Genomic DNA, 26,090 nt, shown 5'->3' on the forward strand with positions numbered 1-26,090 from the left:
TGCCGCACTCTCGAATACCGTTGCGCCGCTCGCATCCGCGCTAAGCTTCGCCAATCGGCAGTGACGGACGAGTCAGGAGATGCACCACCATGCGAATGTTGTTAGTGGAAGACGATGAGATGATCGGCGAGCCGATCATGGAGACCATGCGGCGCGCGGGCTATGCGATTGATTGGGCCCGCGATGGTCGTGAGGCCGAGCTCTCACTCGATCACGATGTCTATGATCTCGTGTTGCTCGATCTTGGGCTGCCGAAGGCGGACGGCGTAGACGTTCTCAACCGCTATCGTCGGCGTGGCGGAAGTGCCCCGGTGCTTATCCTGACCGCGCGCGATGCAGTCGAAGACCGCATCGCGGGTCTCGATGCTGGCGCCGATGACTATCTCGTCAAGCCCTTCGATCTCGACGAACTGGCGGCGCGGGTGCGCGCGCTGCTGCGCCGTCGCACTGGACAAACCAGCCCGCTGTACACGCACGGTGACCTGACGCTCGACCCCGTCAGCCACGAGGTGACGTTGCGTGGCGAGCCACTGTCACTGCTTCCACGGGAATTCAGCCTGTTACAGGCACTTATCGAAGAGCCCAGGCGAGTCTTCACCCGTTCCGAACTCGAGGAGAAACTGTATGGCTGGGGCGAGGAGGTCGGCAGCAACACGATCGAAGTTCACGTGTCTTATTTGCGGCGCAAGCTGGGGGCTGAGCACATCGTGACCGTGCGCGGCGTCGGCTATCGGCTCAAGAGGTGCGAATGACGTCGATCCGCCGCTGGCTGCTCGGGTGGTTGATCGCAGGGCTCGGTGCCGCGGTATTGACTGCAGGTTATGGCATTTTTCATACCGCGCGATTAGAGGCGAGCGAACTGTTCGACTACGAACTACGCACGGTCGCCCTTTCTCTACCGTCCACCCTTACCGACGGCAAGTCGTTAGAGCATCGCGGCCCCAACTTCGAGGGTCTCGCAGAAGACCGGCTTTTCATCGAAATCTGGGGCAACACCGAGACGCCGGTTTACGCGTCGCTGGGCGGTGTCGATCTTCCCCGGTTTCCCGCCGGCATTCGCACAATCGAACACCAGGAGGTTCACTGGCGTGTATTCGGTGCACAGCAGGGCGATCGTTTCGTGCAGGTTGCGCAACCCGTATCGGTACGCAACGATCTCGCGTTGCGTCTCGCGCTGCGTACGTTGTGGCCATTGGGGGTATTCTTTCCGGCGATTATTCTGATCGTGCTCGTCGTCGTGGGCCGGGCTCTGTCACCGCTTGAACGAATCTCTCACGCGCTCGCGGCGCGCTCATTGAATTCACTTGCTCCGTTGCGTCTGGACAGACGTAGTCCGGTCGAACTGGAGCCGCTCGTCAATGCGTTGAATGATCTGCTGAACCGGCTCGACATTGCATCACGTGCACAACGCACCTTCGTTGCAGATGCCGCGCATGAACTTCGTTCGCCGCTGGCTGCGCTGAAGCTTCAGATCCAGGCGGCCGAGCGTGATGGCTCGCTGACTAGTCCAGGCACGTTCGAGCGCATCAAGGGACGACTCGACAGGATGATTCACCTCGTGCACCAGTTGCTGATTCTTGCTCGCGAAGATGCGCCCCGCGCTGATCAGTTTGAAGTCGTCAGTTTGCGTGGACTCGCGGAGCGTGCCGTAGCGGACGCTTCGTTTCTTGCCGAAGCCAGGAAGATCGATCTGGGCCTGGACTTCGCCGACCCGTCAATGACTGACGATCCGTATGACATCCACGCAGAAGCCGCCGGTATCGAAGTCCTGCTGAATAACGTGATCGACAACGCTATCCGTTACACGCCGGAACATGGAAAAGTTGACGTGATACTTGCCCGGGCGGGAACTGAGGTCAGCGTAACGGTTGTCGATACCGGTCCCGGAATTTGCGAGCACGAACTGGATCGGGTTTGCGACCGCTTCTATCGCAGCGCAGGGACCAAGGAGCAAGGCAGCGGTCTGGGACTGGCAATTGCGGCGCGCATTGCCGATCGCCATAACGCCACGCTTTGCCTGAAGAACAACAACCACCGGCCGGGGCTTAGCGTGGCTTTGACAGGGCTGCGCAGCGCCTGACAAAGTTAAACGGCATCGACGGAGTAATGACGCCGGGCGCCGACTCGATAATGAATTCGCGCGGGCTCGGGCTCGGGCCGCCTGACTGTTCGGGTTTTCAAGGGACTGGCGCGGAAGCTTTCGCGCAACTGTCGCTCAAGTTCGCCGGCGTGGCGCCGATAAAAAGGCAAGCCATTCAGTTGCCAATGGCCTCACAACGCGCACAAACATGAAAGTCTCCACAAAACTCATTTCTTTGGTAGGTGCGGCCCTCGCCGGTGTCATCTGCATCGGCGCGATTGCGCTGACCCAACTCGACCGCGCGCTGATTGAGGGCAGAAGGGCGCAGATCACCGAGATGCTCAATAAGGCCGAACATCTCGCGCTGCACTACCAATCGCTGGAGGCGAGTGGCAAGCTGAGCCGCACCGATGCACAGGCTGCCGCGAAGACAGCGATCGCGCAACTGAATGCAAACGCCAGCAGTTATTACTGGATTACTAGCACCGACAGCATCAACCTGGTCCATCCGAATGCCGCATTGATCGGCACGAAGACCGGCGGCAACCGCACGCTCGAGGGCGATCTGACCGACACGCAAGCGTACGCGAAGGGCCTTCAGGAGCGGCACATCGCATTGGTCGACGTGCTGATCAAGCGAGCGCAGGACGCGCCGCTGGTCCCCAAACTGCAAGGCGTGGTAGCGATTCCGCAATGGCAATGGTGGATCGGCACCGGCTTCTTTTACGACGACATCAACGCGGTGTTCTGGCGGCTCGCGCGCACACTGATCGCGACCGGCATAGTGATCTTCGCGGTGGTCGCCACGATGGCGTGGTTCATGACGCGCAGCATCCGTCGCACGCTTGGCGGCGAGCCGGCCGACGCGAGCGAGTTCGCCGCGCAGATCGCTTCGGGCAATCTCGCCGCGCAAATCGCGCTCGCGCCCGGCGACCGATCAAGCATGCTCTATGCGCTGAACGAAATGCGCGTGAAGCTGCGCGATCTCGTGCGCGACATTCAGAACGCGAGCGAAACGATTGCTAGCGGCAGCGGCGAGATCGCGCAAGGCAATACCGATCTGTCGCAACGCACCGAAGAGCAGGCAGCATCGCTGCAGGAAACCGCGGCGAGCATGGAGCAGCTGACTGCAACCGTGAAGCAGAACGCCGACAACGCTGGCCAGGCGAGCGAGCTCGCGGTGCTCGCGTCGGACGCGACCGCGCGCGGCGGCGCGGCGGTCGATCAGGTGATCGGCACGATGCAGGAGATCGCCGACGAGTCGCACAAGATCGGGCAGATCATCAGCGTGATTGAAGGGATCGCATTTCAGACCAACATCCTCGCGTTGAACGCGGCGGTCGAAGCCGCGCGCGCCGGCGAAGAGGGGCGCGGCTTCGCGGTGGTCGCCGGCGAGGTGCGCTCGCTCGCGCAACGCAGCGCGACAGCGGCCAAGGACATCAAGGCGCTGATCGGCTCGTCGGTCGCGCGCGTCGAGGGCGGCACCGCGCAGGTCGCGACGGCCGGCGAACGGATGCGCGACATCGTGCAGTCGATCAAGCGCGTGAGCGACATTATGGCCGAGATCGCCGCCGCGTCGGTCGAGCAGAGCACCGGGATCGAGCAGGTCAATCGCGCGGTCTCGCAGATGGACGAAGTCACGCAGCAGAACGCGGCGCTGGTCGAGCAGGCGACCGCGGCAGCGGCGTCGCTTGACGAACAGGCTGCGCGTTTGAGGGCGACTGTCCGCGTATTCCGGCTTGCTCCGAATCACGCGTTGGGGTAAGCGGTCGGTTGACGCCGCCGCAACGCAACCAATCAAGCGTCGACACGGCGGTACGGCCAACGTCGGAAGTAAGTGCCAGGGAATCGTGTGGGCTCGTAACTTCGCGTCACTGTTCAAAGAGCGACGATGTCGGAGCGGTTTCCGAGGCGGACGTTATTTGCAGACCATATTGATCGGCGGTTGTGGGGCGGCTAGGGAAGGTCCGCCGCTCAGATCGCGCGGGCGGTTCGTAGTCCGCCATTGGATTTGCGGGGTCGGCCACGAAGCGTCATTCGCTGGCTGGGGGAGGCGGTCTTCGCGCGGCCGACCTCCCTGACCCGCGAACGTAATCTGCTGACGCGCGCTCTCAGGCATTCCCGGTGTTCTTGTCAGGACATTTCGATGCCAAGCGTCGTGATTAGACGCTCGCGCCGTTCGAGCGCCTCCAGCGAGCGCTTTCCGAGATGGGCCGCGACGACATTCATCAGGCCCTCACAAAACACCAGATATGCGCCCATGCTGTTGCTGAAGAAGCTGCTATCGTGCGGAACCAGGAACGCATGACGCGCGGGCGGCACGAGCGGCGAGGCGAGGGTATCGGTGATCGCGATGACATCAAGCCCGGCGTCCTTGGCGGCGATCGCAGCATCGGCGACGCTGCGCGTATAAGGAGCGACGCTCGTGACGAGAACGACGTCGCCCGGCTCCAGCTGCGCGAGTCCTTCTGCGACGCCGAGCCCCTGTGAATCGAGCAGGCCGACGTCCGTGCGGATCATGCCAAGGCCATAGCAGACGAAGCTCGCGAGTGCGCTGAACTGGCGCAGGCCATGAACGCGTACGCGCTTTGCATCGGCGATGAGGCGCGCGGCGCCGCGCAAGTCGACGGGCGATAGTTGTGCGATGAAGCCTTCCACATTGCCGATCGATTCACGCGCGAGCTTCACGACCATGTCAACTTCGGGCGCGGCATCGTGGGCGTGCGTCCTGCTGCTCGCCACGAGCCGCTCCGCCTGCTGGCTATAAAAATGCCGATGACGCTCGGCGAGGCTGTCGCGAAACACGCTCTGAAAATCCGCGAAGCCCGCATAGCCGAGCTTCGTGGACAGGCGCGTGAGCGTAGACGCATTGACATCGAGCGATGCGGCGAGGTCAGTGATCGTGCGCACCGCCACTTCTTCAGGGCGTTCGAGCAGCTTCGCGAGCACCGTGTGCGCCTTGCCGCCGAGCGAGACCTGGGCCTCGTCGCGGCCGATGCGTATCGCGAGTTCGCGCAGGCCGTCGACGCTGCGCGGCGGCACTTGCGCGCCGGCTTCAGCTTTGCTCGCGTGACGCCCTTTCTGTTTGCCTGTGTCCATTGATCATCCAGTACCGGGCGGGCTGCCCGGGATGTTCGTGAACCTGCCATTCTATGTGAGATGAACGAATGGCAATGTCGGCGGTAGCGAGGGTGTTCTCATCGTCAGGATCGTCCGGGTGCGTACGATGAATCGGCAGTGCGTGATCTTCACGATCCGCGAGGATCACGAGGCAATCGATTGCTTCGTCCGATGCGAGCATCGCCTCGCCCCGTGCCTGCCGATGGCGCGACGAATCCGTGACGATCTGCGAGAAGCCGTGCATCGAAGGATGGATCGCGTGGTTCGCATGCAGGGACGGCGCTTTCACTTCGACGACAGAGCAATCGTGCGCGCTGAATTCGACGCTGAGCAGCGCGGGACTGCTGCAAGCGCCGAGCGTCAGATGAAAGCCGCCCGCGCGCGGATTGTCACGCACGATGGACACGGCTTCATCCAGATCGACCGCGTCGAGAATCGCGCGTGTGAGCACCATGCGCGGCACGCCCGCGACGACTTCGCGCTGGCGCAGATTGTTCACGGTCACCGCAAGACCGCTGTTCGTGACGGCGAACGTATGTCCCGGCAGCGAGGCCGGATAAACGAAGGCCGCGAAACCCGCGTTGCCTTGGACCCTGCATTCGGCAATCGCGCAATGTCCAGCAAAGCCGGGAAGACCGTCTTCGTTATGGCTGATGCGCCGCGCATCCGTGCCAGGAAGCTGCACAGTTGTGCAGCCATCGGGCGACATCGCCCAGAGATCGCCCCGGCAGTTCCAGAGAAAGACGTCCTCGAACGGCAGGCCGAGACCAATGGCCAGACCCTCGAGCTCGTCCCATACGCGCGGAAACCGCTCGTGCACGAGCGCCGCCATAGTCTTCGCCGTGTCGCTGCCGCGCCATTGCATGACCGTTTGCCATGCACGGGTCTTCAATAAGTACGCATGCGTCGCGTGCGCGCTGGACCGGCCGAGTGCTTCGCCCGCCTCGCGCGGGGAACCGGAGATTTCTATAAAGCCGAGTGCTGCCATATTCGAGGTGTTTCGTGAAAGTTATCCAACATGTTGCAGAAAATCGCGCAGGCGCTGATTAGGCGGATTATCGAGCAGTTCCGCAGGCGGGCCATCGACGGTAATATGCCCGTGCTCCATGAAGATGAGCCGCGTGCCGACCTTGCGCGCGAACGCCATCTCGTGCGTGACCACGACCATCGACATGCCTTCTTCAGCGAGAGCCTGCATCACGCGCAGCACTTCCTGACGCAACTCGGGATCGAGCGCGGAGGTGGGTTCGTCGAAGAGCATGAGCTTGGGTTTCACCGCGAGCGCCCGCGCAATCGCGACGCGCTGCTGCTGTCCGCCCGACAACTCACTCGCATAGTGCCCGACGCGCGAGCCCAGCCCGACCTTCGTCAGCAGTTCGCGCGCAAGCGATTCGGCTTCGGACTTGCTCATCCCGCGCACCTGGCGCGGGCCGAACGCGACGTTCTCGAGCGCCGTCATCTGCGGGAACAGATTGAACTGCTGAAACACCATGCCCGCTTCCTGACGGATCTCGCGCATTTTCTTCGCGCCGCCGAGCACGCTGATGCCATCGACGACGAGGTCGCCGCCATCGATCTGCTCCAGCGCGTTGATGCAGCGTAGAAGCGTCGATTTGCCCGAGCCGGATGGCCCGATCAGCACGACTACTTCGCCCGCGCCGATGTTCAGATCGACTCTATCGAGCACGACCGTCTTGCCGAAGCGCTTTGTCACGCCCTTGAATTGCACCATGTGGCCGTTGTGGTTCATCGTATTCATAGGATGCGCATCCGCCGTTCCATCGTGCGCAGGCCAAAGCTGAGCGCGCCGATCATGCAGAGATAGATGAGCGCGACGGCAGTCCAGATTTCCACCGCGCGAAAGTTCGACGCCATGATCTCCTGACCCTGACGCGTCAGTTCGCCCACGCCTATCACGATGAAGAGCGACGTGTCCTTCAGGCTCACGATGAACTGATTGCCGAGCGCGGGCGTCATGCGCCGTAGCGCGACCGGGCCGACCACGAACGCGAGTACGCGCCAGCCCGGCATGCCAAGCGCGAGGCCGGCTTCTTTAAGACCGCGCGGCACTGAGAGAAACGCGCCGCGCACGATCTCCGCGATATACGCGCCCGAGTTGATAATGATCGACACGATGGCCGCGGTCATTGCATCGACGCGCACGTGCATCAGCAAAGGCAACGCGAAATAGATGAACATCACCTGCACGACGATCGGTGTGCCGCGCACGAACTCGATATACGTGAACGCGATCTTCTGGCATAACGTGTTGCCGTATGCGCGCATCAGGCCGAACACCAGGCCGACGAACATGCCGCCCGCGAGCCCCGCGATGGTGATCAGCACCGTGAGACGCGCGCCGTGCATGAGTGCGGGCACGGCGTCGACGATGACCGAAAGATCGAACTGCATGAATATTCTCCGTAGCGCGGGGTGTCAGGACTTCGCCGGCTCGACGCCAAACCACTTCTTGTAGATCGCCGCATAGCGCCCATCGGCTTTGATCTTCACGAGTTCGGCGTTGACCTGCGCGACGAGCGGGCTGCCTTTCGGGAACGCGATGCCGTATTGCTGCGCCATCATCTGCGGGCCGACCGCCTTTACCCGCGACTTGCCAGCGGTGTGGATGTAGTAAAGCACGTTCGGAGTGTCGTGCATCGCGGCATCCACCCGGCCGGTAGCGAGTTCGAGATAGGCGTTGTCAATGTTTGGGAAGGCGCGCAAATCGGTGTTCTTGAAGTTCGCTTTCGCATAATCGAAAGAGGACGTGCCGGTCTTGACCGCAAGCGTCTTGCCCTTCAGGTCGTCCGGTCCCTTGATCGTGCTGTCCGCCGGCACCATGAGCGTGAAGCCGCTGGCGTAGTAGCCGTCGGAGAAGTCAATTACTTTCTTGCGCTCGTCCTTGATCGTGATGCCCGCGAGCGCGACATCGACGTTATGCGTCTGCAGCGCGGGCAAGATGCCGCTGAAGTCCATTGGCTGCAGCTTGTAGTCGATCCTCAGGTCCTTGGCGATTTCCTTCCACAAGTCGATGTCGAAGCCGACGTATTCGTTGCCCTGTTTGAACTCGAACGGCACAAACGCGGTGTCGCACGCCACAAGCAGCGTTTCGGCGTAAGCCGCACCGCTGGCGAAAGAAAATGCGGCGACGGCGGCCACGGCGAGTTTTGCGGCGAGTTTCATGATCGACTCCTTGTCGAAATGGTTAGCTATGACGCAATGATATTTGCGTATTAACGTTGTGTGCAAATCTAGTTGCGAAGTCTCATCGATCAAAATCCGGTTGCAACTAGGGGTTTACACCTAGTACGCCTGTGACGGCACCGCCAGCGCGGCGTAGACGGGGAAAGGAACATGAGTGGCGACCTCCCAGGGTCGCAGCCATATGCGCGGAGCAGGGCATGGGAATGACACGCCCGCATCCTTCATATTCATCGGTTGGCGTAATACGCAACCTTCAGCTGTCGTGAAGGCGCTGGCTCTGAACAAGTCGGTTAGCGCGCTCATAAGGGCACTCCTGTCGCGACGCGCCGTGTTTAAATACCGAATTCAATCCGCCGAGCCCGAGCCTGTCCGTGCACACCTTCAACGAACTTGTCGCCATCATCCGCGACCGCTTTCCCGATCTGAGCCCGCAGTTCCAGGCAGGCGCCGCCTTTCTCCTGGACAACCCTGACGAAGTCGCCGTCCTGTCGATGCGCAAGGTCGCCGAACGCGCGAAGGTCCAGCCCGCTGCGATGGTCCGTCTCTCGCAGCTACTCGGTTTCCCGGGCTGGAACGAGCTGCGCGAAATCTTCGTGAGCCGCGTGCGCACGCGCCCGGAGCCACTGACGACGCGTGCACGCTCGCTGGTTAAAGGCGGCTCCGGCAACCAGCTCAGCCGGGAGCTTGCGCAGGCGCAATCACACAACCTCGAACTCACGCTGGCCCAGAACGCCGGGAGCGTCGTCGAAACGGCGAAGACGTTGAAGAAGGCGCCGCATATCCACGTCGCGGGTTTTCGCTCGTGTTATCCGGTTGCATTCAGCCTGCTTTATGGATATCGCCTGTTCCGTCCATCGGTGAGTCTCGTCAGCGGCGAAGCCGGCACGCTCGAAATGCAATTGCGCGGCATCGAGAGAAAGCATGCAGTGGTCGTCGTCAGCTTCGCGCCGTATTCCGTCGAAGCGCTGCGCGTCGCGCAGGCGGCGGTTGAGCGCGGTGCGAAACTGGTCGCGCTGACCGATAGCGCCGTATCTCCCATCGCGCTGAACGCCGATCACACGCTCATCTTCTCGCACGAATCGCCGTCTTTCTTTCCATCGCTCGTGGCGGCATCGGCGCTTGCGGAGATGCTGGTCGCGCATCTACTCGCGCTCGAAGGCAAGGACGCGATCACGAATCTGCAACAGGCCGAAACCGCGCTGCACTCGCAGGGCGCCTACGCGGCGAGCTAGTCGATCGAGCCCCGCAGTAGTTCGCAGAGATCGGCGGCGATCGAGGACATCGACACTTGCCGATGTTTCACGATGCCGATCGAGCGCTGCACTTCTGGGTCTGCGATAGGAACTGTCCGAATGTTCGGCGCGAAGTGTGCCGACACCGCAAGCGACGGCACGATCGCGCAGCCGAGACCCGCATCGACTAGCGCGACGACGCATGAGATGTGTTCGACTTCGTAGAACCATCGCAGACTGATCGACTCGTGACCCAGCAGCAGTTCGAGCAGCAGCCGATTGCCACTGTCGCGCCCGCCGATGACGAGGCGCGCATTACACAAATCCCGCAAAGACACGCTCTCGCGCGATGCCCACTTGTGCTCGCGATGCATCGCATGCCGGGGCGCCACATCAAGGCGGCGCATTGAGTCTCCACGTACGGCTATTGACAACATATGTTGTATTGCGGTTAGAATTGTAAATCGCGTGTTGCGCACGTCCTTCGCATCCAGATTCGCACCAAAGGCAAAATCACATGACCACGGTATTTCATCGCGCGCCGCGCGCCAGCCTGCCCATCGCCGTGCGCGGCGACGGCATAGAAATCGTCGATTCAACCGGCAAGCGCTACATCGACGCGTGCGGGGGCGCGGCCGTTTCGTGTCTTGGGCACAGTCATCCGAGGGTGATCGAAGCCATTCAGCGACAAGTGCAGCAGTTGCCCTACGCACACACATCGTTCTTCACAACCGAGCCTGCCGAAGCACTCGCCGATCTGCTCATCGAAGCCGCGCCGCGAAATCTCGGCCACGTCTACTTCGTGTCGGGCGGCTCAGAAGCGATGGAAGCCGCGCTAAAGCTCGCGCGTCAATATTTCGTCGAGAAGGGTCAGCCCGAGCGGCGGCACTTCATCGCGCGCCGGCAGAGCTATCACGGCAACACGCTCGGAGCGCTCGCCATCGGCGGCAACGCATGGCGCCGCGAGCCGTTCCTACCGATTCTGATCGAAGCGCATCACGTAACACCCTGCTTCGCCTATCGCGAGCAGCAAGCGGGCGAAACCGACGAAGCCTTCGCGCAACGTCTGGCCGACGAACTTGAAGCGAAGATTCTTGAACTCGGCGCGCAATCGGTGGCGGCATTTGTCGCAGAGACGGTCGTCGGCGCGACGGCGGGCGCGGTGCCGCCTGTGCGCGAATACTTCCGTAAGATTCGCGCAGTCTGCGACAAATACGGCGTGCTGCTGATTCTCGACGAAGTGATGTCCGGGATGGGCCGCACGGGCCACCTGTTCGCTTGCGAGGAAGACGGCGTTTCGCCCGATATTCTCGCGATCGCGAAGGGTCTCGGCGCGGGTTATCAGCCAATCGGCGCGACGCTCGTCAGCAACGAGATTTTCAACACCATCGTCGGCGGATCCGGGTTCTTTCAGCACGGTCACACGTATATCGGCCACGCGACGGCGTGCGCGGCGGCGCTCGAAGTGCAGAAAGTCATCGCCGAAGAACAGTTGCTCGACAACGTGAAGGCGCGCGGCGAACAACTGCGCGCGCGGCTGCGCGAGCGGCAGGCAAATCATCCGTTCATCGGCGACGTGCGTGGGCGCGGCCTCTTCACCGGTGTTGAACTGGTGCAGGATCGCGCGAGCAAAACCGCGTTCGATCCGAAGCACAAACTGCACGCGATCATCAAGAGCGAGGCGATGAAGCGCGGCCTTATGGTGTATCCGATGGGCGGCACTGTGGACGGCCGCATCGGCGATCACGTGCTCATTGCGCCGCCGTTCATCACGACCAGCGCGCAGATCGACACGATCGTCGAGCGCCTTGCAGATGCGATCGACGGCGCGCTCGGGCTCATCGACGTGAAGGCGGCATGAACGACGCCGCCCTGAAAGCATGGGCGGCGACGCTCGACATCGCGTTGCCCGACGCGTTACTGCCCGGCGTTGCATCGCTGCTCGACTCGATGCATGCTAGCGCGCGTGCACTTGCCGTCGCTCTCGACGAAGCGGAGCCCGGCGATGACGCAGAGAGCGCTTGAAATCGCCGCGGATGTGCGCGCACGAAAGCGTTCAGCCGTCGACGTGACGCGGGAAGCGCTCATTGGCATCGAACGCGCGAACGCCTCGCTCAACGCTTTTCATCACGTTTTCGTCAACGAGGCGCTCAAACAGGGAACGCGTATCGACGCGCTCGTCGCGCAGGGGCTCGATCCGGGACCGCTTGCCGGCGTGCCGTTCGCGGCTAAAAGTAACTTCAATGTCGAAGGCCACACGACGATCGCCGGCTCGCGCGCGCGGCTCCGCATACCGGCGGCGATCCGCGACGCCGATGCGGTCGCACGGCTGAAGCGGGCCGGCGCGGTGCTCGTCGGCACGACGCACATGGACGAGCTCGCGTGCGGTGCGACCGGCGAGAACCCGCACTTCGGTCCGGTGCGTAATCCACACGATGTCGATCGCATGACAGGCGGTTCGTCGGGCGGATCCGCTGCCGCTGTCGCTGCGCGATGCGTACCGCTCGCGCTCGGCAGTGACACCAATGGCTCGATTCGCGCCCCGGCCGCGCTGTGCGGCGTATGGAGCATCAAGCCGACTTTCGGCAAGCTGCCGCGGCAAGGCGTGCTCGCTTACGCCAGTTCGCTGGATTGCATCGGCGGCTTTGCGAACGATGTCCAGGATCTCGCGGCGCTTTATTCTGTACTCGATGGCAAGGCATCGGACGAGCGGGATTCGCGCCTGAGAGTCGGCATATTGAGCGGGTACTTTGAAACGTACGCATCGCAACAGGCGTGGGACGCGGTGCTGGAAACGGCATCGCTCATCGGGCCGCACGAATTGATCGACATGTCGGAGGACGATATGCGGCTCGGGTGCGGCGCGGCGACGATCGTCTCAAACGTGGAGGTAGCGACCGCGCACGCGGGTCTTCTCGACGCGGCAGAAGACACTGTCTCGCCCCGCCTGCGCACGCGCCTTCTCGCCGGCGCGTTGACTCCGGCCGCGTGGTATGCCCGTGCGCTAAACTACCAGCGGCGCTTTCGCGCGAGCATGGTGCGGCTCTTCGCCGACTTCGACGTCCTCCTCGCGCCGTGCACGCCCTTAGCCGCGCCGCGATTCTCCGACGCGACTATCGCGGTCCGCAATCACGAACTTGAACCCGCGAAGCATCTTGGCATGTTGACCCAGCCGGTTTCCTTCGCCGGACTACCTGTCGTTACCGCTCCCGTTTTGCGCGACGGTCATATGCCGTTCGGCGTACAGATCATCGGCGCACCGTTTGACGAGGCCGCGTGCTTTGCGGCCGCACGTCGCATCGAGCAAGGCCTCACGCACACCTCACGGACATCAATCGAATCATGAATAAACGACTTCCCGACTTCCAGATCGCCACCGCGTCCGACGAACAGAAGGCCGTTCTGGAGGACATCCTGAGTGGCCCGCGCGGCAACCTGAACGGGCCGTTCCTCGGCTGGATCTTTAGCCCGGAACTTGCGCAGAACGCGCAGAAGCTCGGCGCGTTCTGCCGCTACAATACCGGCCTCCCGCTGCGCCTTTCCGAACTTGCGATTCTCGTGACCGCGGCGCGCTGGCGATCGCAGGCGGAATGGCACATCCATCATCCAATCGCGCTCGAAGCCGGCCTGCCCACCGATGTGGCCGAAGGGCTGCGCACAGGGAAAACGCCGAGCTTCGCCGATGCCGACGACAAGATCATCTTCGATTTCGCCACCGAGCTCTACGACACGAAGCGCGTAAGCGATGCTACATACGACGCCGCTGTCGCGCGCTTCGGTCTAACGGTCGTCGTGAATCTTGTCGGGTTGCTGGGCTACTACGCGCTCGTGGCAATGACGCTCAACACATTCGGGATGCGCGCTGAGGGGCAGACCGAGCTGCCCTTCGCGGAGTGAAGCCGGTTCGCCGACGTGTTACTCGAATGCCTTGTCGTTTGGCTCGGCAAAGAGCTTCTGCATCGTCCCGCTCATCGGGAATTCAAAATTGATGTTCTTCGGCGGCACCGGTTTCGTGAACCACTTGTCATACAGCGTCTTGATCTCGGGGCTTCTCATCACCTGGCTCATTGCATCGTCAACGAGCTTTTTAAACTCGGAGTCGTCCTTGCGCATCATGAAGCCGTAAGCCTCCGATGACTGCGGCGTTCCGACCAGCGCCCAATCCGAGGGCTTTGCCGTCAGGGAGCGCGTGCCGGCCAGCAGAACATCGTCCATCATGTAAGCGACTGCGCGGCCGGTTTCAAGCGTCGCGCGTCCCTCGCCGTAGTCCTTCGCGCTGATGATATTCATGTTCATTTTCTTTTCTTCGTTCATCTTGCGAAGAATGCGCTCGGACGTCGTGCCCTGATTCGTCACTACGGTTTTGCCCACAAGATCGGGAAAGTCCTTGATGCCGGAGTCCTTCCTCGTGAGCAGACGCGTCGTCGCGACAAAGAATGTGTCCGAAAACGCGACCTGATTCTGGCGAGACGTGAGATTCGTCGTCACGCCGCATTCAAGATCGATCGTGCCGTTCTGTACAAGTGGAATGCGGTTCTGCGATGTCACCGGAATAAAGCGCACGCGCAGATCCGGGTGCTTCGTCTTCAACTTCACCGCGTCGATTACCTTGTTGCACAAGTCCTGCGAGAAGCCAACCACGTTGTTGTTGGTATCGACATACGAAAACGGCACGGATGTTTCCCGATGGCCGACCGCGATCAGATTGGTGCTTTCAATCTTGGCAAGCGTCGGCTGGCTTCCTTGGCCGTAGCTGGTCCCTGTGACAAGCGAGAGCGTGGCAAGCGCGAAAGCTGATGTGAGCAGCGGCTTTGTTTTCATAGATTACCCGTCTGATGTGTATGATACATATGTTGCCATAAAATAAAATACAGCTACATATGTATTTACCCATGGTTCCGTGATCGCTGGGAGTGTAAGAAGTGTTGTTACCTGGAAGGCGGCGACGTCCGTTCACTCACGCGCCAGTTCAACCGCTTGATTGATTGAGACGCGCAGGAAAGCGTCCGCTGTGCTTCCTGCATGCAAACTGCGTGGAATAGGCTCAGTTGCGCCGACCACAACGGACCCGACGACTTTCCGCACGCCGACGCGCTGGCCGCGCTGCGCGCCTGGTATGCCGACCTGTCGACCCGCGAAGCGGTCGCCCGTTACCAGCGGGACGGACATCAGGGCGGGCAGGGCAGCCAACCTGTCGGCACGTTCAGCCGCGCACGCGCTGCCGATCCTCGGCGCGCTGTTCCGCTGGCTGATTGAACAGCGCTACGTGCTCGCCAACCCGTTCGCTGGCGTGAAGGTCAGGGGCGGCGCCAAGACAGGGGATCTCGATGCGTCACGCGCATTCACGGAAGGCGAATGGCTGCTGGTTTGGGCGATCGCCGACGGACTCGAATGGTCGTGTGGCTGGTCAGCACCCGCCGCCCAAAGGCTCCGTTTTCTGCTCCATTTTGGTTTTGCAACCGGCTCGATGGTGCCGAGTGCTGGTCGGGCGACATTGGCGATGCTGGCGCGGCTGGACGATCGTGACGTGGCTCGGCTCGGACTGTCACTCGGCCCAGCGCTAACTGTCCTCGTTCGCGATTCGAAGCTTTCAGTCGAAGCTGCCGTCGCTCTGCTTGGCTTGGCTGCTCCAATTGAAACTTGGACGTGGCATATCTCGGGCTTCGCATTGGAGGTCATTGGGCGCCTGCCTCAAGAACAACGAGAATGGTTCTTCGATCTGCTCTTGGTCGAAGTTGATCGCGACGATCAGCTGTCCCCCTCGCGGGAGACGATCGAAGTGCTGCATGACCTCGCTGAGCGGACTCTTCGTGCCGCTTCCCGAAGTCGAACACGAATTGGGGGCCTGCTCGCTCGCCTCGTACCCAAATCCGAATCGCAAACGCTCACCTCCCCGTCGGCCGCGACAGAGCCGGAGCCACTGACTACCTTCCCGGTTGACCTTGCCGACCCAGACGACATCGACCGTCACATACTCGACGAGGAGATTGACCAATCAGGACGACGCTGGCCAGTTCAGACTTTGATTGACCTGGCTAAGCGAGCAAATTCTCCCGCCGACCGTCTCGGCTTCGTTCGCGCGGTCGTTGAAGCAACGGCAACCACGCTTGCCGATAAAATCCGGGCGCTGGACGATTACCTGGAGGAGTGGGGTAACTCGTCGGCGGCTATGCGTGATGCTCTGCTTGAATTGGGGCTACGTTTGGCGACCAAGCATGCTGCCGAGCTGGCTAGTTCTAGCACCGACGCATGGGGCGGCTGGCGTGGTTTGGAGCAATATTTTCATGCCGATCGCGCAACCCTTGTCGAGCACGTAGTTGCCGCGCTCCGAAGCGCTGCGAGTAGCCTTGGTGGTAACGCCTGGCTTGCGCTTGCCGCGAAGCTGGCATCCGACGCTAGTGCCGGTGCAATAGCCGAAGGGCTAGAACGGTTTCTGATTAATACAGGCGAAAAGCTGCCGCCTGAAGTTGGAGACGGACCGTGGGACGACCGATTTGCTGTTCCGGCCGACGAGGCGACATTCGTAGCGGGACTTGTGTGGGCTCGGCTTGGCCATCCCGTTGCGGCGATGCGCTGGCGCGCTGCCCATGCGGTAAGGCGCCTAGTGGCGGCCGGACGTTTCGATGTGGTCGAAAAATTGATCGAGCGCTTTCAGTCTGCCGGGAGCTTGCCTTTCGGAGATGCAAAGCTACTTTTTTACGTCATGCATGCGCAGCTTTGGCTGTTGATAGCCCTTGCTCGCGTAGCTGAAGACGTCGCTTCCGTAATAGCTCATCATCGCGCGTTCTTCGAGCGAATCGCCTTTTCCGCCGAGTTTCCGCATGTCGTCATGCGTGCGTTCGCGATAGACATACTTTGCGAGTTCGCGCAGCCGCTAGCAAGCGAACAGCGCGAGGCTGTTATCGCCAAGCTTGCCTCGGCGAACCAGTCGCCTTATCCATATGCACCCCGAAGCGACTATCGCGAACTCCGTTATGCTCCTAGGCCCGACGCCTCGCCGCGACCAGAGGATGGCTTTCACCTCGACTACGACTTCAACAAATATCAGGTCGAGCGCTTGTGCCATGTCTTCGGCTGTCCAGCCTGGGAGGTAGAAGACCGCATCGGCGCATGGGTGCGGCGGTGGGACGCTAACGTTCGAGCGATGCAGGATTGTCCACGCAGCAGTAGCCATGACGAATCTTGGTCGTCGGGATACGTTCCCAACCGCGATCGATACGGGGGATATCTCGGCTGGCATGCACTCATGCTTGTTGCCGGTGATCTGCTGGCCACACGGGCAGTTGTTGGCGAGGACTGGAGCGGCGATGCTTGGATCGCGTTCCTCAGGGAGTACACGCTCTCACGAGACGATGGTCTCTGGCTTTCCGATCTCACCGATCCGTTTCCGCTCGACCTTACCAGTGAGGCGGATATACCTATGCCGGAGAGCGGGGAGAGTGGGACCGTCTGCGAAGATAGCAATCTACTGGCACCGTTACTTGGTGTGGTAGACGGCACGGTAGTGACGGATTGGCTTCCCATTGCGGGCCGTTGGTCGATCGGGCGCGAAATAACTGTCACGCTTCAAAGCGTACTGGCGAATGCCAGCGATGCGCGAGCGGTTGTCATGACGTTGCTCTCAGACAAACCATTTTTTAGATGGTTGCCCGACGATGAAGATGAAATCGCCCGTCATTTCGGTGGCGATGGTCATACGGTTCAGTCATGGGTCGCAAAGACGCCGAACACTGAGCGTCAGCTCGATAGGCACGATCCCTATGGTACAGCCACCGCACTCGGCAGGCCTTTCCCATCGGAATGGACGCGAGACCTGTTACGGGCAGCTGCAGATGATGATGTGGTCCGCCACTGGTCTGTTGATGGGACACAGATATATCGCGCCGAAGCTTGGGGGGCAGAGGGCGGGCGGAGTGAGTACGCATGGACTGACACCGGCTACCGATTGGTCGTTACGCGCAACGCATTGACTTCATTGCTGAAGCTGTCCGAGCGTAGTCTTATCGTCGCGCTCAAGCTCCAAAAATATTATAGGGGGAAATCGAGCGGGCGCAGCGGGGACACCAGCGCCTTTACGCATCGGTCGCTGGTGGTTGTCATAAACGAACACGGCCAGATTTGGTCGCCACGGCACCTCTCTCGACAAGCCAAAGACGCGGTCGCGACGCTCGATCCCAATCGACGGCGAGATATGTATCCGAGGTTTCGTGCGATCGCCAGGCTGCTAGATAAATGGCTGTCACAGCGAAGCGAGTTGCCAGATTATGAGCAGGTTTATCGAAAATTCATCGAGGGTCGGAAGTCCGAATAGGCTGATAAGCGCGCATCCCGCATAAGGCGGCTTTCGGCCATGAACGGTCACTGCCCAACCCAGAGACGGTGTCATTCAAATGCCGGCTATGCGCCCAGTAAGGAGCCCGTATTTCTGCGACTTTGATTGAACTTTGATCGCGCCGTAGGGCAGCTTTGGCGAACCGGTTGCCCGCGTGCGACCGCCGTCGCCTCGTGCAGGGCACGCTTGAACCGAATAACCCATTCGAGACCGCGCTCCTCGCGAGCACGAGGACTCAGCGTCCTGTAGAACTCGTTGCGGCGGCCTTCGCGGCCGCGCCACCAAGCGCGTGCTTCGATTTAGTCCATCAACTTCCATTCGCGTCGGTTCGACCAAATTCAGGTGTGGCTACACGGCTCCCTTTACGTCCTAAATGTTATGTTATAACATTACTACCAGTCCTTGCTGTCCCTTTTTCTCTGGCTATCTTTCGACACTGCGCGCCGGCACACGATGCGATGGATATCGTTGCATCGCTGGGGTGCAATCGAGATGCGCCGACTACACCGCAAAACTATTGTGACCAAGACCACTACGCGTGTTTCGCCCTGCATCTCTGCCAATTTCCCACGTCTGTCTCCCATCGCGCTGGCCCTCATCGCACTCGCAGTTCAGGCGCAGGAGTCGACTGCCTCATCGGCCACTAGCATTCCGGGCGGCTCTCTTGCGCCCGTGTTCATCACCGCGAACCCGCTCGGCGACACCGAACTCATTGCGCCCGCCACGGCGATATACGGTGACGCGTTGACGCTCAGGCAGACAAATTCGCTGGGGGAGACGCTCAATGGCCTACCCGGGGTGTCGACGACGACATATGGACCGATGGTCGGCCGTCCGATCATTCGCGGCATGGATGGCGACCGGATCCGCCTTCTGCAAAACGGCGTAGCAGCGTGGGACGCTTCGTCGCTATCCTATGACCACGCTGTGCCGCAGGAGCCTCTGACCATTGAGCGCGTCGAGATCGTGCGCGGGCCCGCAGCGCTGCTCTATGGCGGCAACGCGATCGGCGGCGTCGTCAATACTATTGACAATCGCATTCCGCGCGAGCCGGTGAACGGCGTGAACGGCGCGGTCGACGCGAGCTATGGCGGCGCCAACGACGCGCGTGCCGGCGCAGCCATGGTGGAAGGCGGCAACGGCAAGTTCGCTTTCCACGTCGACGCTTTCGATCGCGACACGAGCAATGAGCGCATCCCCGGCTTCGCGCATTCGGACGGGCGGCGCGCGCTCGACGGCCCGGACGCCTCCCAGGCGTACGGCAGCATTCCTAACAGTGACGGTCGCTGGCATGGCGGCGCCGTGGGCACGTCGTACACATGGGCAGACGGTTACGCGGGACTTTCGTACAACGGCTATCAGGCGGACTACGGCTCGGTCGCGGAAGACGACGTGCGCCTGCGCATGCATCAGGATCACGTGGCATTCGCATCCGAAGTCCGCAATCTGCAAGGTCCATTCTCGCAACTGAAATTCGATTTCGGCTACACGGACTACGAACATCGCGAAATCGACGACGGCGTGACAGGCACCACATTCCGCAATCACGGCTACGAAGCGCGTATCGAAGCGCGGCACCGCAAGATCGGTCCGTTCGAAGGTGCGATCGGCGTGCAGATCAGTCAGAACACGTTCTCCGCACTCGGCGACGAAGCGCTGGTGCCGACCACGCAGACCACCAACGTTGTGCTGTTCGGCCTCGAAGAGTGGAACGTGACCGACGCGTTCAAGCTGAGCGCGGGCGCCCGCTACGAACACGTCAAACAGGATCCGACGGCCGCAGGCAACGACAAATTCGCGAACGCCGCGGACCGCGATTTCAATGCGGTGAGCGCGTCGCTCGGCGCACTCTACAAACTCACGCCTGCATGGGCGGTGGCGGGGAATATCGCCTACACGGAACGCGCGCCCGCGCTGTACGAACTGTTCGCGAACGGTCCGCACGATGCAACTGGCCAGTACCTGATCGGCAATCCGGATGCGCAGAAAGAGAAAGCGGTGTCGGCCGACCTGTCGCTGCGTTTCGCGAGCGGTCCGAACAAAGGCAGCGTCGGCGCGTTTTATAGCCGCTTCAAAAACTATCTGACGGAGTACAACACCGGCCGCCTCGTGAACGACGACGATGAGGTCGTCCCGCCTGGCACCGATGGCGCACTGAACGAAGCCGTTTATCGCGGCGCTCGCGCTGAATTTTATGGCCTCGAATTCGACAGCAAATGGCGTGTGTACCAGCACGGGGCGCATCAGGTGGATGTGTCGCTTGTGGGCGATTACACGCACGCCCGCAACATGGACAACGGTCAGCCATTACCGCGCATTGCGCCGTTGCGCGCGACGCTCGCGGTGGATTACGGCTACGGTCCGTTCGGCGCGCGCGCCGAAGTGCAGCACGCGTGGGCGCAACATCGCGTGCCCGACGACGATCTGCCGACCGGGAGCTACACGAAGCTCGGCCTTATGTTGACGTACAGATTCCATGTCGGCACGACCAACTGGCTCGCCTACGTACGGGGCGACAACCTGACGAACCAGGAGATTCGCTATGCCAGTTCCGTCGTGCGCGATATCGCGCCGGAGGGCGGGCGCAGCCTCATGGTCGGTTTGCGCACGACATTCTGACGCGAAGCATGTGCGTTATGCTCGGGCGATTGGGGCGCCACCCGGACGGTCCCTTTTTCAAACGTTTGCACTGCGGTCGCATATGGAGCGACGAAGTTTTTTGCGAAGAGCGCTGCAGCGATTCAGACCATGCAACGAGTCTGCGCGCATTGAATTTCTGCGGGCATCGCGTTGTTGATCCCGATATGTAGCTGCGTACGGCATGAAGTGTCAGGGCGTCTGCTCCGAGATAAGCGGCTCCAATGATCGGCCCCTAGCTGATAGGAGAATCACATAAATGCGGTGTTGAAGAAATTACTTCGCTTTTTGGGGACGACTTTGCTTCGCTCTACGGCTTGCGCTAGCAAAATTTATGGACAGCATTAGCACTCGAATGGACACCGCTAGCAGGATTAATGATCTCAACATCAGTCGCTCGGGTGACGGCCTCAGAGCGAAGGTGCTTGCCTTGGAGTCTTGGGGGGACGCTGCCTACTCTACATTGAGATCGAGGTCGCAGCGGACGGCCTGATTGCCCGCATTCCTCCGCTCGAACGGTACGCACACGGAGATACGTTGTATCTCGCGGCGGCTCCGGATCATTGCCACCTGTTCGATTCGGATGGGGTGGCATTCAGGCGGCAGGGGTAAGAACACGCCGCGCGGACATGGAACACGTCTAAGACGATGATCGCCCGCTCCGACCACGGACGCGTTGCACCGGTTCTAACCCCGCTGGAGCGGGAAGCGTGTCTTCTTCGCGCCATTCGCATACTTTCGCGACGCTGGGTCGGCGGTCGTTAAATTTGACGAGCATACGTCAGCTGTACTCGACCGCTACTGCATCAATAGCCGCGTGCGATGTTCACTCCGCACGGCAAACATCCCGTCGCCCGATAGGCGGCGATATTTGTCGCGATAACCGCCGCTGCTGTTTTGAAGTCGGTCGGCGCCGATATGTGCGGCAGGACAGTCACCTGCGGATGACGCCACAAGCGCGAGCCGGGCACTAACGGTTCTTCGTCGAAGACGTCCAGAACCGCGTGTGACAGATGTCCGCTGTCGAGCGCGGCCAGCAGATGGTTCGTCACCACGACAGGTCCACGCGAAAAGTTAATCAATGCCGCGCCCGGTTTCATTGCGGTGAGTCGCTCGGCATTGAGCAGGCTGCGGGTATGTACGGTAAGCGGCACGAGGCAAACCACGATATCGCTGATGCGCAACATGTCGATGAGTCCGTCGTCTCCCGAGAAGGTGGCGACCTCAGGCACCTCTTTCGCCGAGCGGCTCCAGCCGGCGATCTTGAAGCCCGCGTGTGCGACGCGTGCGGCAGCAGCTGTGCCGAGCGCCCCCAGCCCGAGAACGCCGACCGTCATCGCCGAAGGTTTGCGATAGGCTCGCTGGTACCACACGCAGTCGCGTTGCTGGCGCGCGTAGGCCGGCATGTCACGCTGCAGATAATATGTCCATGCGAGTACTGCTTCCGCCATGGTTCTCGACATTTCCTCGTCGACCAGGCGCACGATCTGCGGCCCAGCCGCTGGCCACGCGGCAACCAGCTGCTCGACGCCGGCCCACAGACTCTGGACCCAAACCAGATTCGGCAACGCCGCAACGTCGGCGGGATTAGGATTCGCGACGATCGCAATCCGGGCATGAGCGCGTTGCTCCGCGCTCATGCTGCGGAACGGCACGATCGTTTCATTGGGCAGCGCAGCGGCAAGTGCTGACAGATAACCCGCTTCCTGCTCGGCATGGATGTCGCTGACTAGTGCAATCGTCTCTGACATGATGGTTGAGCGACATGGTCTACGTACGTCAGCGCGGCACAAAGAGGCCGGCCGTGTGAAGCTCGTGAGAGCGCAGATTCACGCGTTCGCTTTCTCCGCTTCGATTTCCGCCATGTCCTGGAAGCGGTCGGCAATGCGGGGATGAGCGCGGCCGCCGTCGGCCGCGCCGATGGCGATCAGGATCTCATCGGGACCAGGCGCATCCGCCATCTGGAAAGTCGCGGTGATGAAGTGCGAGCGCTTGCCGGTTTCCGACTTATGGATCATTGGCACGGACAGCAGCGCGCCGGGTCCGACACGCGTATTAGTGAAACTGAGGAATGCCGTGCCGTTGACCGCCTCGCGATACATGTTGCCGAAACGAAGCGTGTGAATCAGTGCTGAACCGTGCTCGATTTCACCGTTGACACCCACCGTGGCCGCCTTGCCATATGCCTCGACGCGCTCGGCAGGCATGACTGCCACAAGTCTGCGAGTCATCTCCGCGCCGAGCACGGGAGCCAGACGCAGAATCTCAGGGCGGAGGTTTTCCACGAAGCCTTGACCCGCCCACGGGTTACGAAGCACGGCTGCGACGATCACGGTTGTGATTGGCCGTTCCGTCTCTTTGCCGCCCTCCATGACGGTTTCCTCGACAAACGTAGCGATCTTGCGAAGTCCAGTTTCCATATGCGTGCTCCCATTGGTTAGTCTGTTCAGCGGTTTCATGAGAAGCATGCTAAGGACGTGAGACTGCCGCGTCTTCCTCCGCTTCGACGGATGAAACTATTATTTTCCCCTGCGAGCTGTCGTATAGTGAACCGACACTAACGGACGCTGCTGACATGTCAGATCAATCCTCGCGGATAGTTTCGCTACGTGATGTTGCAAGCCAGATCAATTCAGACGGTGATCTCGACGCGCTGCTGAAAGACCTGATCAAGGCTGCGTGCCGGCACGGTTCGTGGGATCTCGGCTCGGTCATGGCAGTGGACCTGGCGCACGGTTGGTCGCTGGTGATGGCACGATACGAGACCTCATTGCTGCCGCGCTCGCTGTCGGATCGCTGGGAGTTGGCGACAAGCCCGGCGCTGGTTGCATTGCAGCGGAGCGCGCCGGTGTATATCCGCGATGCCCGGCAGTCGGAGGAGTTTCCTGGCTACAGGCGTGACGCGAACGAGCGCGACTATTGCACGGTGTTGATCTTTCCTATGGCGAGCGTCGACGGGGAAGGGCGGCCGATGGTGCTGACGGTGGCGTCGCGGAAAGTGACAGACGTCTCCGCGGACGACCTCGCTTTCATGGCGACCATCGTGCATCTCGGGGCGATCGCCGTCGACCGTGCGCACCGCCACCGCGCGGAGCTTGCCGCAGCGGAGCAAATGCGCCGCGCGTTGGGCGCGCAGAGTTCGCTGTTGCAGGAAGTGCTGGCCGGCGGCTCGATGGACACGCTCACTGCCATGCTCGGCGATCTGTTGAACGCGCCCGTGCTTGTACTCGATTTCTTCGCCAGCAGTCTGGCAGGATTCAGGTCGCCGCTACCCGAGCATGACGACGCGGCATGGCGGCAGATGCTTGACGGCGCGCCCGGACGCCAGCTGCTGGGCGACGTTCGCGACGCCATCGCGTACCGGCGCTCCGGCACGATTACGCTGCGCGTCGGCGAAAAGATCGCTCTGGATGCGCAGATCGAACCACTCATGGTCGACGACGAGGCGGTTGGCGCACTGCTGACCTTCGACGAACCCGACGAAGGCGACCTGCGCAAGCTGCTGATCGAAAGCGCGAAGTTTGCGCTGAGCGTGCAATTGATGCGTAGCGTCATCCGCTTCCGCTTCGAGACGCGAACTTTCACCGAGCTTTTCTTCGAAATTGTCGAGCGCCGCTGGCGAGACGAGCAGGACGTGCTGAACCGGGCCCGGCGTCTCGGGCTGTCGCTGGCCGCGCCGACACGGCTGATCGTCATCGACTTTCCGGACCATACGGATGCTTCGACCGACTTTTCGGCCGACGCCCAGCACTCAGTCGCGCTGCTCGCAGGACAGCAGCATCTTGCAGTGCACACGGTCGCCATTGGCGGCGGCCTCGTCTGTCTAGTGCCTCAGGAGTCAGGTACGAGTCTCGACCTGATAGTCAGGTTCGTGCAGCGCATTTCCGAAACGCTTGGCAGCTCGTTCGGCAAAGAACCCGTCGTGGTGCTCGGCGATACATGCGAGGGTCTCGAAGCCTACGCGAACGGCTGGGAGCGCTGCTGGCGCATGATCCGGGTCGCCCGTACATTCGGGCGGCGCGGCGTGATCGCAGTCCCCGATCTGGGACCGTTGCCGATGTTGATCGGCGCGGCCGACTCCGCCGACGTGCGTAAGTTCATCGACGGCGCGATTGGCCGCGTGGTTGCTCATGATCGAAGCAACGATACCGCTTACCTGGAAACCCTGGCAGCCTATGTGCGTTCCGGGTGCCGCAGTCAAGCTTGCGCTGACACGATGGGCCTGCATGTGACGACGCTACGCTATCGCCTCTCGCGCATCGCAGACCTGTTCGGCATCGAGGTCGAAACGCCGGAGCGACGCTTTGCGATCGAACTCGCGCTGCAACTGCATAGCCTGATCGAGAACAGCGTGCCGACCAAGTGTTCGCCCGAGCCGATCCGTCGAATGAGAGGCTAATTAATTGCGGTTGTCCTCCGATCTGACGGAAGAAACCTTTTTTTGCGTGGCTTAACTTCTACCTCAACGCAATGACGTTTCGAGGTGAAGGACATGCAAGCGCAGGTAATAGACAAAACGATCGCCATTGATCCTGTGGCCTTGCGCCGGGCCTTTGGCACGTTCGTCACGGGTGTGACCGTGGTGACGACGCGCGACGACGAAGGCCGTCCACGCGGCATGACGGCGAACTCCTTTACGTCGGTGTCGCTCGATCCGCCGCTGCTGCTGGTCTGTGTCGGCAAGGGCGCTTCCAGCTTCCCCGTTTTCCGCGCAACCGATCACTTCGCGGTTAATCTGCTTCGCGAAGCGCAGACCGACGTCTCCAATCTGTTCGCCTCCAAATCTGCCGACAAGTTCGCGACCGTCGGTCACGATCGTATTCATACCGGCGCGCCGGTGCTGACGGATTGTCTGACCTGGTTTGACTGCACGGTGCACGATCGGGTCGACGCCGGCGATCACATGATTCTGATCGGCAAAGTGCAGGCGTTCGGCACCAGTCCGTCTGCGCCGCTCGGTTTCTGTCGCGGCACCTATGCACAGGTCAAGAACCCGTTGCCGCCGGGCTGGCTTTCGTCGCACGACATGATTCCCGGCTATCTCGTCGAGGCGGAAGGCACACTGCTGCTGGTCAAAGACGGCAATCATGGCTGGACGCTGCCGAGCGCACCGCGCCGTCTGATCAACGGCCGACTTCCCGTCGCCGGTGGCGGCGAGCTGGCGTTACTGCCCGACGATACCTTCCTGTACTCCGTTTTCGATGTCGACGGCAGCGATTCGGGTTTTCTGATCTACCGGGCGAGGCTCGCCCAGCCGCGTGCGGCATGCGATCTCCCCGAGCAGTTCCGCTTCTTTCCCCTCGATCAGCTTCCCTACGACGAGATTCCGACTGCGGAAATTCGCGGCATGCTGCGCCGCTATGTGAGCGAAAGCGCAGCCGGACGATTCGGTATCTACATGGATTCGCACGACGGCGGCCGCATTGCAATGGTTGGTGCGGCGCAACCGCAAATCCTGCGTCAGCAACCTTGATCCTTGAAGGAC

The 26,090-nt window shown here is 61.3% G+C and carries 20 protein-coding genes and 2 pseudogenes; 13 read left to right on the plus strand and 9 right to left on the minus strand.

Features of this window, described 5'->3' with window-relative positions:
• Window positions 1-89: 89 nt before the first annotated feature.
• The 3 genes from J2W46_RS26370 to J2W46_RS26380 all read left to right on the plus strand — a co-directional run bounded on the left by J2W46_RS26370 (window position 90) and on the right by J2W46_RS26380 (window position 3,845).
• Window positions 90-752, plus strand: a complete 663-nt coding sequence (locus J2W46_RS26370) for a response regulator (protein ID WP_027804568.1) — start codon at window positions 90-92, stop codon at window positions 750-752.
• The gene (locus J2W46_RS26375; RefSeq protein ID WP_310357592.1) at window positions 749-2,080 is read left to right on the plus strand and encodes an ATP-binding protein; all 1,332 of its coding nucleotides are present in this window, start codon (window positions 749-751) and stop codon (window positions 2,078-2,080) included. Before J2W46_RS26370 ends, J2W46_RS26375 begins: the two co-directional genes overlap by 4 nt.
• A gap of 208 nt (window positions 2,081-2,288) precedes the next feature.
• A complete protein-coding gene (locus J2W46_RS26380; protein ID WP_310357594.1) occupies window positions 2,289-3,845 on the plus strand; it encodes a methyl-accepting chemotaxis protein in 1,557 nt (518 codons plus the stop codon).
• 368 nt (window positions 3,846-4,213) lie between these two features.
• On the opposite strand, the gene J2W46_RS26385 is transcribed toward J2W46_RS26380, so the two are convergent.
• The 5 genes from J2W46_RS26385 to glnH are packed head-to-tail and all read right to left on the minus strand — an operon-like array spanning window position 4,214 to window position 8,383.
• Complete coding sequence (locus tag J2W46_RS26385) at window positions 4,214-5,179, minus strand: MurR/RpiR family transcriptional regulator (protein ID WP_310357597.1); 966 nt, start codon at window positions 5,177-5,179, stop codon at window positions 4,214-4,216.
• Window positions 5,136-6,188, minus strand: coding sequence for a C45 family peptidase (locus tag J2W46_RS26390; protein ID WP_310357599.1), 1,053 nt, complete (start codon window positions 6,186-6,188; stop codon window positions 5,136-5,138). Before J2W46_RS26390 ends, J2W46_RS26385 begins: the two co-directional genes overlap by 44 nt.
• A gap of 21 nt (window positions 6,189-6,209) precedes the next feature.
• The gene (gene glnQ, locus J2W46_RS26395; protein WP_310357602.1) at window positions 6,210-6,959 is read right to left on the minus strand and encodes a glutamine ABC transporter ATP-binding protein GlnQ; all 750 of its coding nucleotides are present in this window, start codon (window positions 6,957-6,959) and stop codon (window positions 6,210-6,212) included.
• A complete protein-coding gene (gene glnP, locus J2W46_RS26400; protein ID WP_020067648.1) occupies window positions 6,956-7,612 on the minus strand; it encodes a glutamine ABC transporter permease GlnP in 657 nt (218 codons plus the stop codon). Before glnP ends, glnQ begins: the two co-directional genes overlap by 4 nt.
• A 24-nt stretch (window positions 7,613-7,636) precedes the next feature.
• The gene (gene glnH / locus J2W46_RS26405) at window positions 7,637-8,383 is read right to left on the minus strand and encodes a glutamine ABC transporter substrate-binding protein GlnH (protein WP_020067649.1); all 747 of its coding nucleotides are present in this window, start codon (window positions 8,381-8,383) and stop codon (window positions 7,637-7,639) included.
• Window positions 8,384-8,775: 392 nt separating this feature from the next.
• Between glnH and J2W46_RS26410 the strand changes: the two genes are divergently transcribed.
• On the plus strand, window positions 8,776-9,636 hold the full coding sequence (locus J2W46_RS26410) for a MurR/RpiR family transcriptional regulator (protein ID WP_310357607.1): 861 nt from the start codon (window positions 8,776-8,778) through the stop codon (window positions 9,634-9,636).
• Here the strand turns inward: J2W46_RS26410 and J2W46_RS26415 are convergent.
• Window positions 9,633-10,043 carry a LysR substrate-binding domain-containing protein gene (locus tag J2W46_RS26415; RefSeq protein WP_310357609.1) on the minus strand — a complete coding sequence of 137 codons (411 nt, stop codon included), beginning with the start codon at window positions 10,041-10,043 and terminating at the stop codon, window positions 9,633-9,635. The genes J2W46_RS26410 and J2W46_RS26415 overlap by 4 nt on opposite strands.
• Before the next feature lie 110 nt (window positions 10,044-10,153).
• On the opposite strand from J2W46_RS26415, the gene J2W46_RS26420 reads away from it, so the two are divergent.
• The 4 genes from J2W46_RS26420 to J2W46_RS26435 are packed head-to-tail and all read left to right on the plus strand — an operon-like array spanning window position 10,154 to window position 13,533.
• The gene (locus J2W46_RS26420; protein WP_310357610.1) at window positions 10,154-11,497 is read left to right on the plus strand and encodes an aspartate aminotransferase family protein; all 1,344 of its coding nucleotides are present in this window, start codon (window positions 10,154-10,156) and stop codon (window positions 11,495-11,497) included.
• Entirely contained in the window at window positions 11,494-11,661 is a 168-nt protein-coding gene (locus J2W46_RS26425) for a hypothetical protein (protein ID WP_288825742.1), read from the plus strand. Before J2W46_RS26420 ends, J2W46_RS26425 begins: the two co-directional genes overlap by 4 nt.
• A complete protein-coding gene (locus J2W46_RS26430) occupies window positions 11,642-12,982 on the plus strand; it encodes an AtzE family amidohydrolase (protein WP_310357611.1) in 1,341 nt (446 codons plus the stop codon). The genes J2W46_RS26425 and J2W46_RS26430 overlap by 20 nt, the downstream gene beginning before the upstream one ends.
• Window positions 12,979-13,533, plus strand: a complete 555-nt coding sequence (locus J2W46_RS26435; RefSeq protein WP_020067657.1) for a carboxymuconolactone decarboxylase family protein — start codon at window positions 12,979-12,981, stop codon at window positions 13,531-13,533. The genes J2W46_RS26430 and J2W46_RS26435 overlap by 4 nt, the downstream gene beginning before the upstream one ends.
• An 18-nt stretch (window positions 13,534-13,551) precedes the next feature.
• On the opposite strand, the gene J2W46_RS26440 is transcribed toward J2W46_RS26435, so the two are convergent.
• Window positions 13,552-14,457 carry a glutamate/aspartate ABC transporter substrate-binding protein gene (locus J2W46_RS26440; protein WP_310357614.1) on the minus strand — a complete coding sequence of 302 codons (906 nt, stop codon included), beginning with the start codon at window positions 14,455-14,457 and terminating at the stop codon, window positions 13,552-13,554.
• Between the two features lie 370 nt (window positions 14,458-14,827).
• Here J2W46_RS26440 and J2W46_RS26445 point away from each other — a divergent pair.
• The 3 genes and pseudogenes from J2W46_RS26445 to J2W46_RS34385 form a co-directional block, all read left to right on the plus strand.
• Window positions 14,828-15,133 (plus strand): annotated as a pseudogene (locus tag J2W46_RS26445) (integrase); the annotation flags it as partial.
• Window positions 15,134-18,421: 3,288 nt separating this feature from the next.
• Window positions 18,422-20,587: a TonB-dependent receptor gene (locus J2W46_RS26450; RefSeq protein WP_374726867.1), complete on the plus strand. Its 2,166-nt coding sequence runs from the start codon at window positions 18,422-18,424 to the stop codon at window positions 20,585-20,587.
• Window positions 20,588-21,005: 418 nt separating this feature from the next.
• Window positions 21,006-21,217 (plus strand): annotated as a pseudogene (locus J2W46_RS34385) (TOBE domain-containing protein); the annotation flags it as partial.
• Window positions 21,218-21,411: 194 nt separating this feature from the next.
• Here the strand turns inward: J2W46_RS34385 and J2W46_RS26455 are convergent.
• Window positions 21,412-22,356 carry a 2-hydroxyacid dehydrogenase gene (locus J2W46_RS26455; protein ID WP_310357617.1) on the minus strand — a complete coding sequence of 315 codons (945 nt, stop codon included), beginning with the start codon at window positions 22,354-22,356 and terminating at the stop codon, window positions 21,412-21,414.
• 78 nt (window positions 22,357-22,434) lie between these two features.
• The gene (locus J2W46_RS26460) at window positions 22,435-23,025 is read right to left on the minus strand and encodes an amino acid synthesis family protein (RefSeq protein WP_310357619.1); all 591 of its coding nucleotides are present in this window, start codon (window positions 23,023-23,025) and stop codon (window positions 22,435-22,437) included.
• A gap of 155 nt (window positions 23,026-23,180) precedes the next feature.
• On the opposite strand from J2W46_RS26460, the gene J2W46_RS26465 reads away from it, so the two are divergent.
• Complete coding sequence (locus tag J2W46_RS26465) at window positions 23,181-25,004, plus strand: helix-turn-helix domain-containing protein (RefSeq protein ID WP_310357620.1); 1,824 nt, start codon at window positions 23,181-23,183, stop codon at window positions 25,002-25,004.
• Between the two features lie 93 nt (window positions 25,005-25,097).
• Window positions 25,098-26,078, plus strand: coding sequence for a flavin reductase (locus J2W46_RS26470; protein ID WP_310357622.1), 981 nt, complete (start codon window positions 25,098-25,100; stop codon window positions 26,076-26,078).
• The last annotated feature ends 12 nt before the right edge of the window (window positions 26,079-26,090 follow it).

It is taken from the genome of Paraburkholderia strydomiana, from assembly GCF_031456815.1.
Classification (GTDB): domain Bacteria; phylum Pseudomonadota; class Gammaproteobacteria; order Burkholderiales; family Burkholderiaceae; genus Paraburkholderia; species Paraburkholderia caledonica.

Coding starts and splice junctions, on each gene's coding strand:
- J2W46_RS26370 (WP_027804568.1), top strand. CDS start 90: ATGCGAATGTTGTTAGTGGAAGACGATGAGATGATCGGCGAGCCGATC.
- J2W46_RS26375 (WP_310357592.1), top strand. CDS start 749: ATGACGTCGATCCGCCGCTGGCTGCTCGGGTGGTTGATCGCAGGGCTC.
- J2W46_RS26380 (WP_310357594.1), top strand. CDS start 2,289: ATGAAAGTCTCCACAAAACTCATTTCTTTGGTAGGTGCGGCCCTCGCC.
- J2W46_RS26385 (WP_310357597.1), bottom strand. CDS start 5,179: ATGGACACAGGCAAACAGAAAGGGCGTCACGCGAGCAAAGCTGAAGCC.
- J2W46_RS26390 (WP_310357599.1), bottom strand. CDS start 6,188: ATGGCAGCACTCGGCTTTATAGAAATCTCCGGTTCCCCGCGCGAGGCG.
- glnQ (WP_310357602.1), bottom strand. CDS start 6,959: ATGAATACGATGAACCACAACGGCCACATGGTGCAATTCAAGGGCGTG.
- glnP (WP_020067648.1), bottom strand. CDS start 7,612: ATGCAGTTCGATCTTTCGGTCATCGTCGACGCCGTGCCCGCACTCATG.
- glnH (WP_020067649.1), bottom strand. CDS start 8,383: ATGAAACTCGCCGCAAAACTCGCCGTGGCCGCCGTCGCCGCATTTTCT.
- J2W46_RS26415 (WP_310357609.1), bottom strand. CDS start 10,043: ATGCGCCGCCTTGATGTGGCGCCCCGGCATGCGATGCATCGCGAGCAC.
- J2W46_RS26420 (WP_310357610.1), top strand. CDS start 10,154: ATGACCACGGTATTTCATCGCGCGCCGCGCGCCAGCCTGCCCATCGCC.
- J2W46_RS26425 (WP_288825742.1), top strand. CDS start 11,494: ATGAACGACGCCGCCCTGAAAGCATGGGCGGCGACGCTCGACATCGCG.
- J2W46_RS26430 (WP_310357611.1), top strand. CDS start 11,642: ATGACGCAGAGAGCGCTTGAAATCGCCGCGGATGTGCGCGCACGAAAG.
- J2W46_RS26435 (WP_020067657.1), top strand. CDS start 12,979: ATGAATAAACGACTTCCCGACTTCCAGATCGCCACCGCGTCCGACGAA.
- J2W46_RS26440 (WP_310357614.1), bottom strand. CDS start 14,457: ATGAAAACAAAGCCGCTGCTCACATCAGCTTTCGCGCTTGCCACGCTC.
- J2W46_RS26450 (WP_374726867.1), top strand. CDS start 18,422: ATGCGATGGATATCGTTGCATCGCTGGGGTGCAATCGAGATGCGCCGA.
- J2W46_RS26455 (WP_310357617.1), bottom strand. CDS start 22,356: ATGTCAGAGACGATTGCACTAGTCAGCGACATCCATGCCGAGCAGGAA.
- J2W46_RS26460 (WP_310357619.1), bottom strand. CDS start 23,025: ATGGAAACTGGACTTCGCAAGATCGCTACGTTTGTCGAGGAAACCGTC.
- J2W46_RS26465 (WP_310357620.1), top strand. CDS start 23,181: ATGTCAGATCAATCCTCGCGGATAGTTTCGCTACGTGATGTTGCAAGC.
- J2W46_RS26470 (WP_310357622.1), top strand. CDS start 25,098: ATGCAAGCGCAGGTAATAGACAAAACGATCGCCATTGATCCTGTGGCC.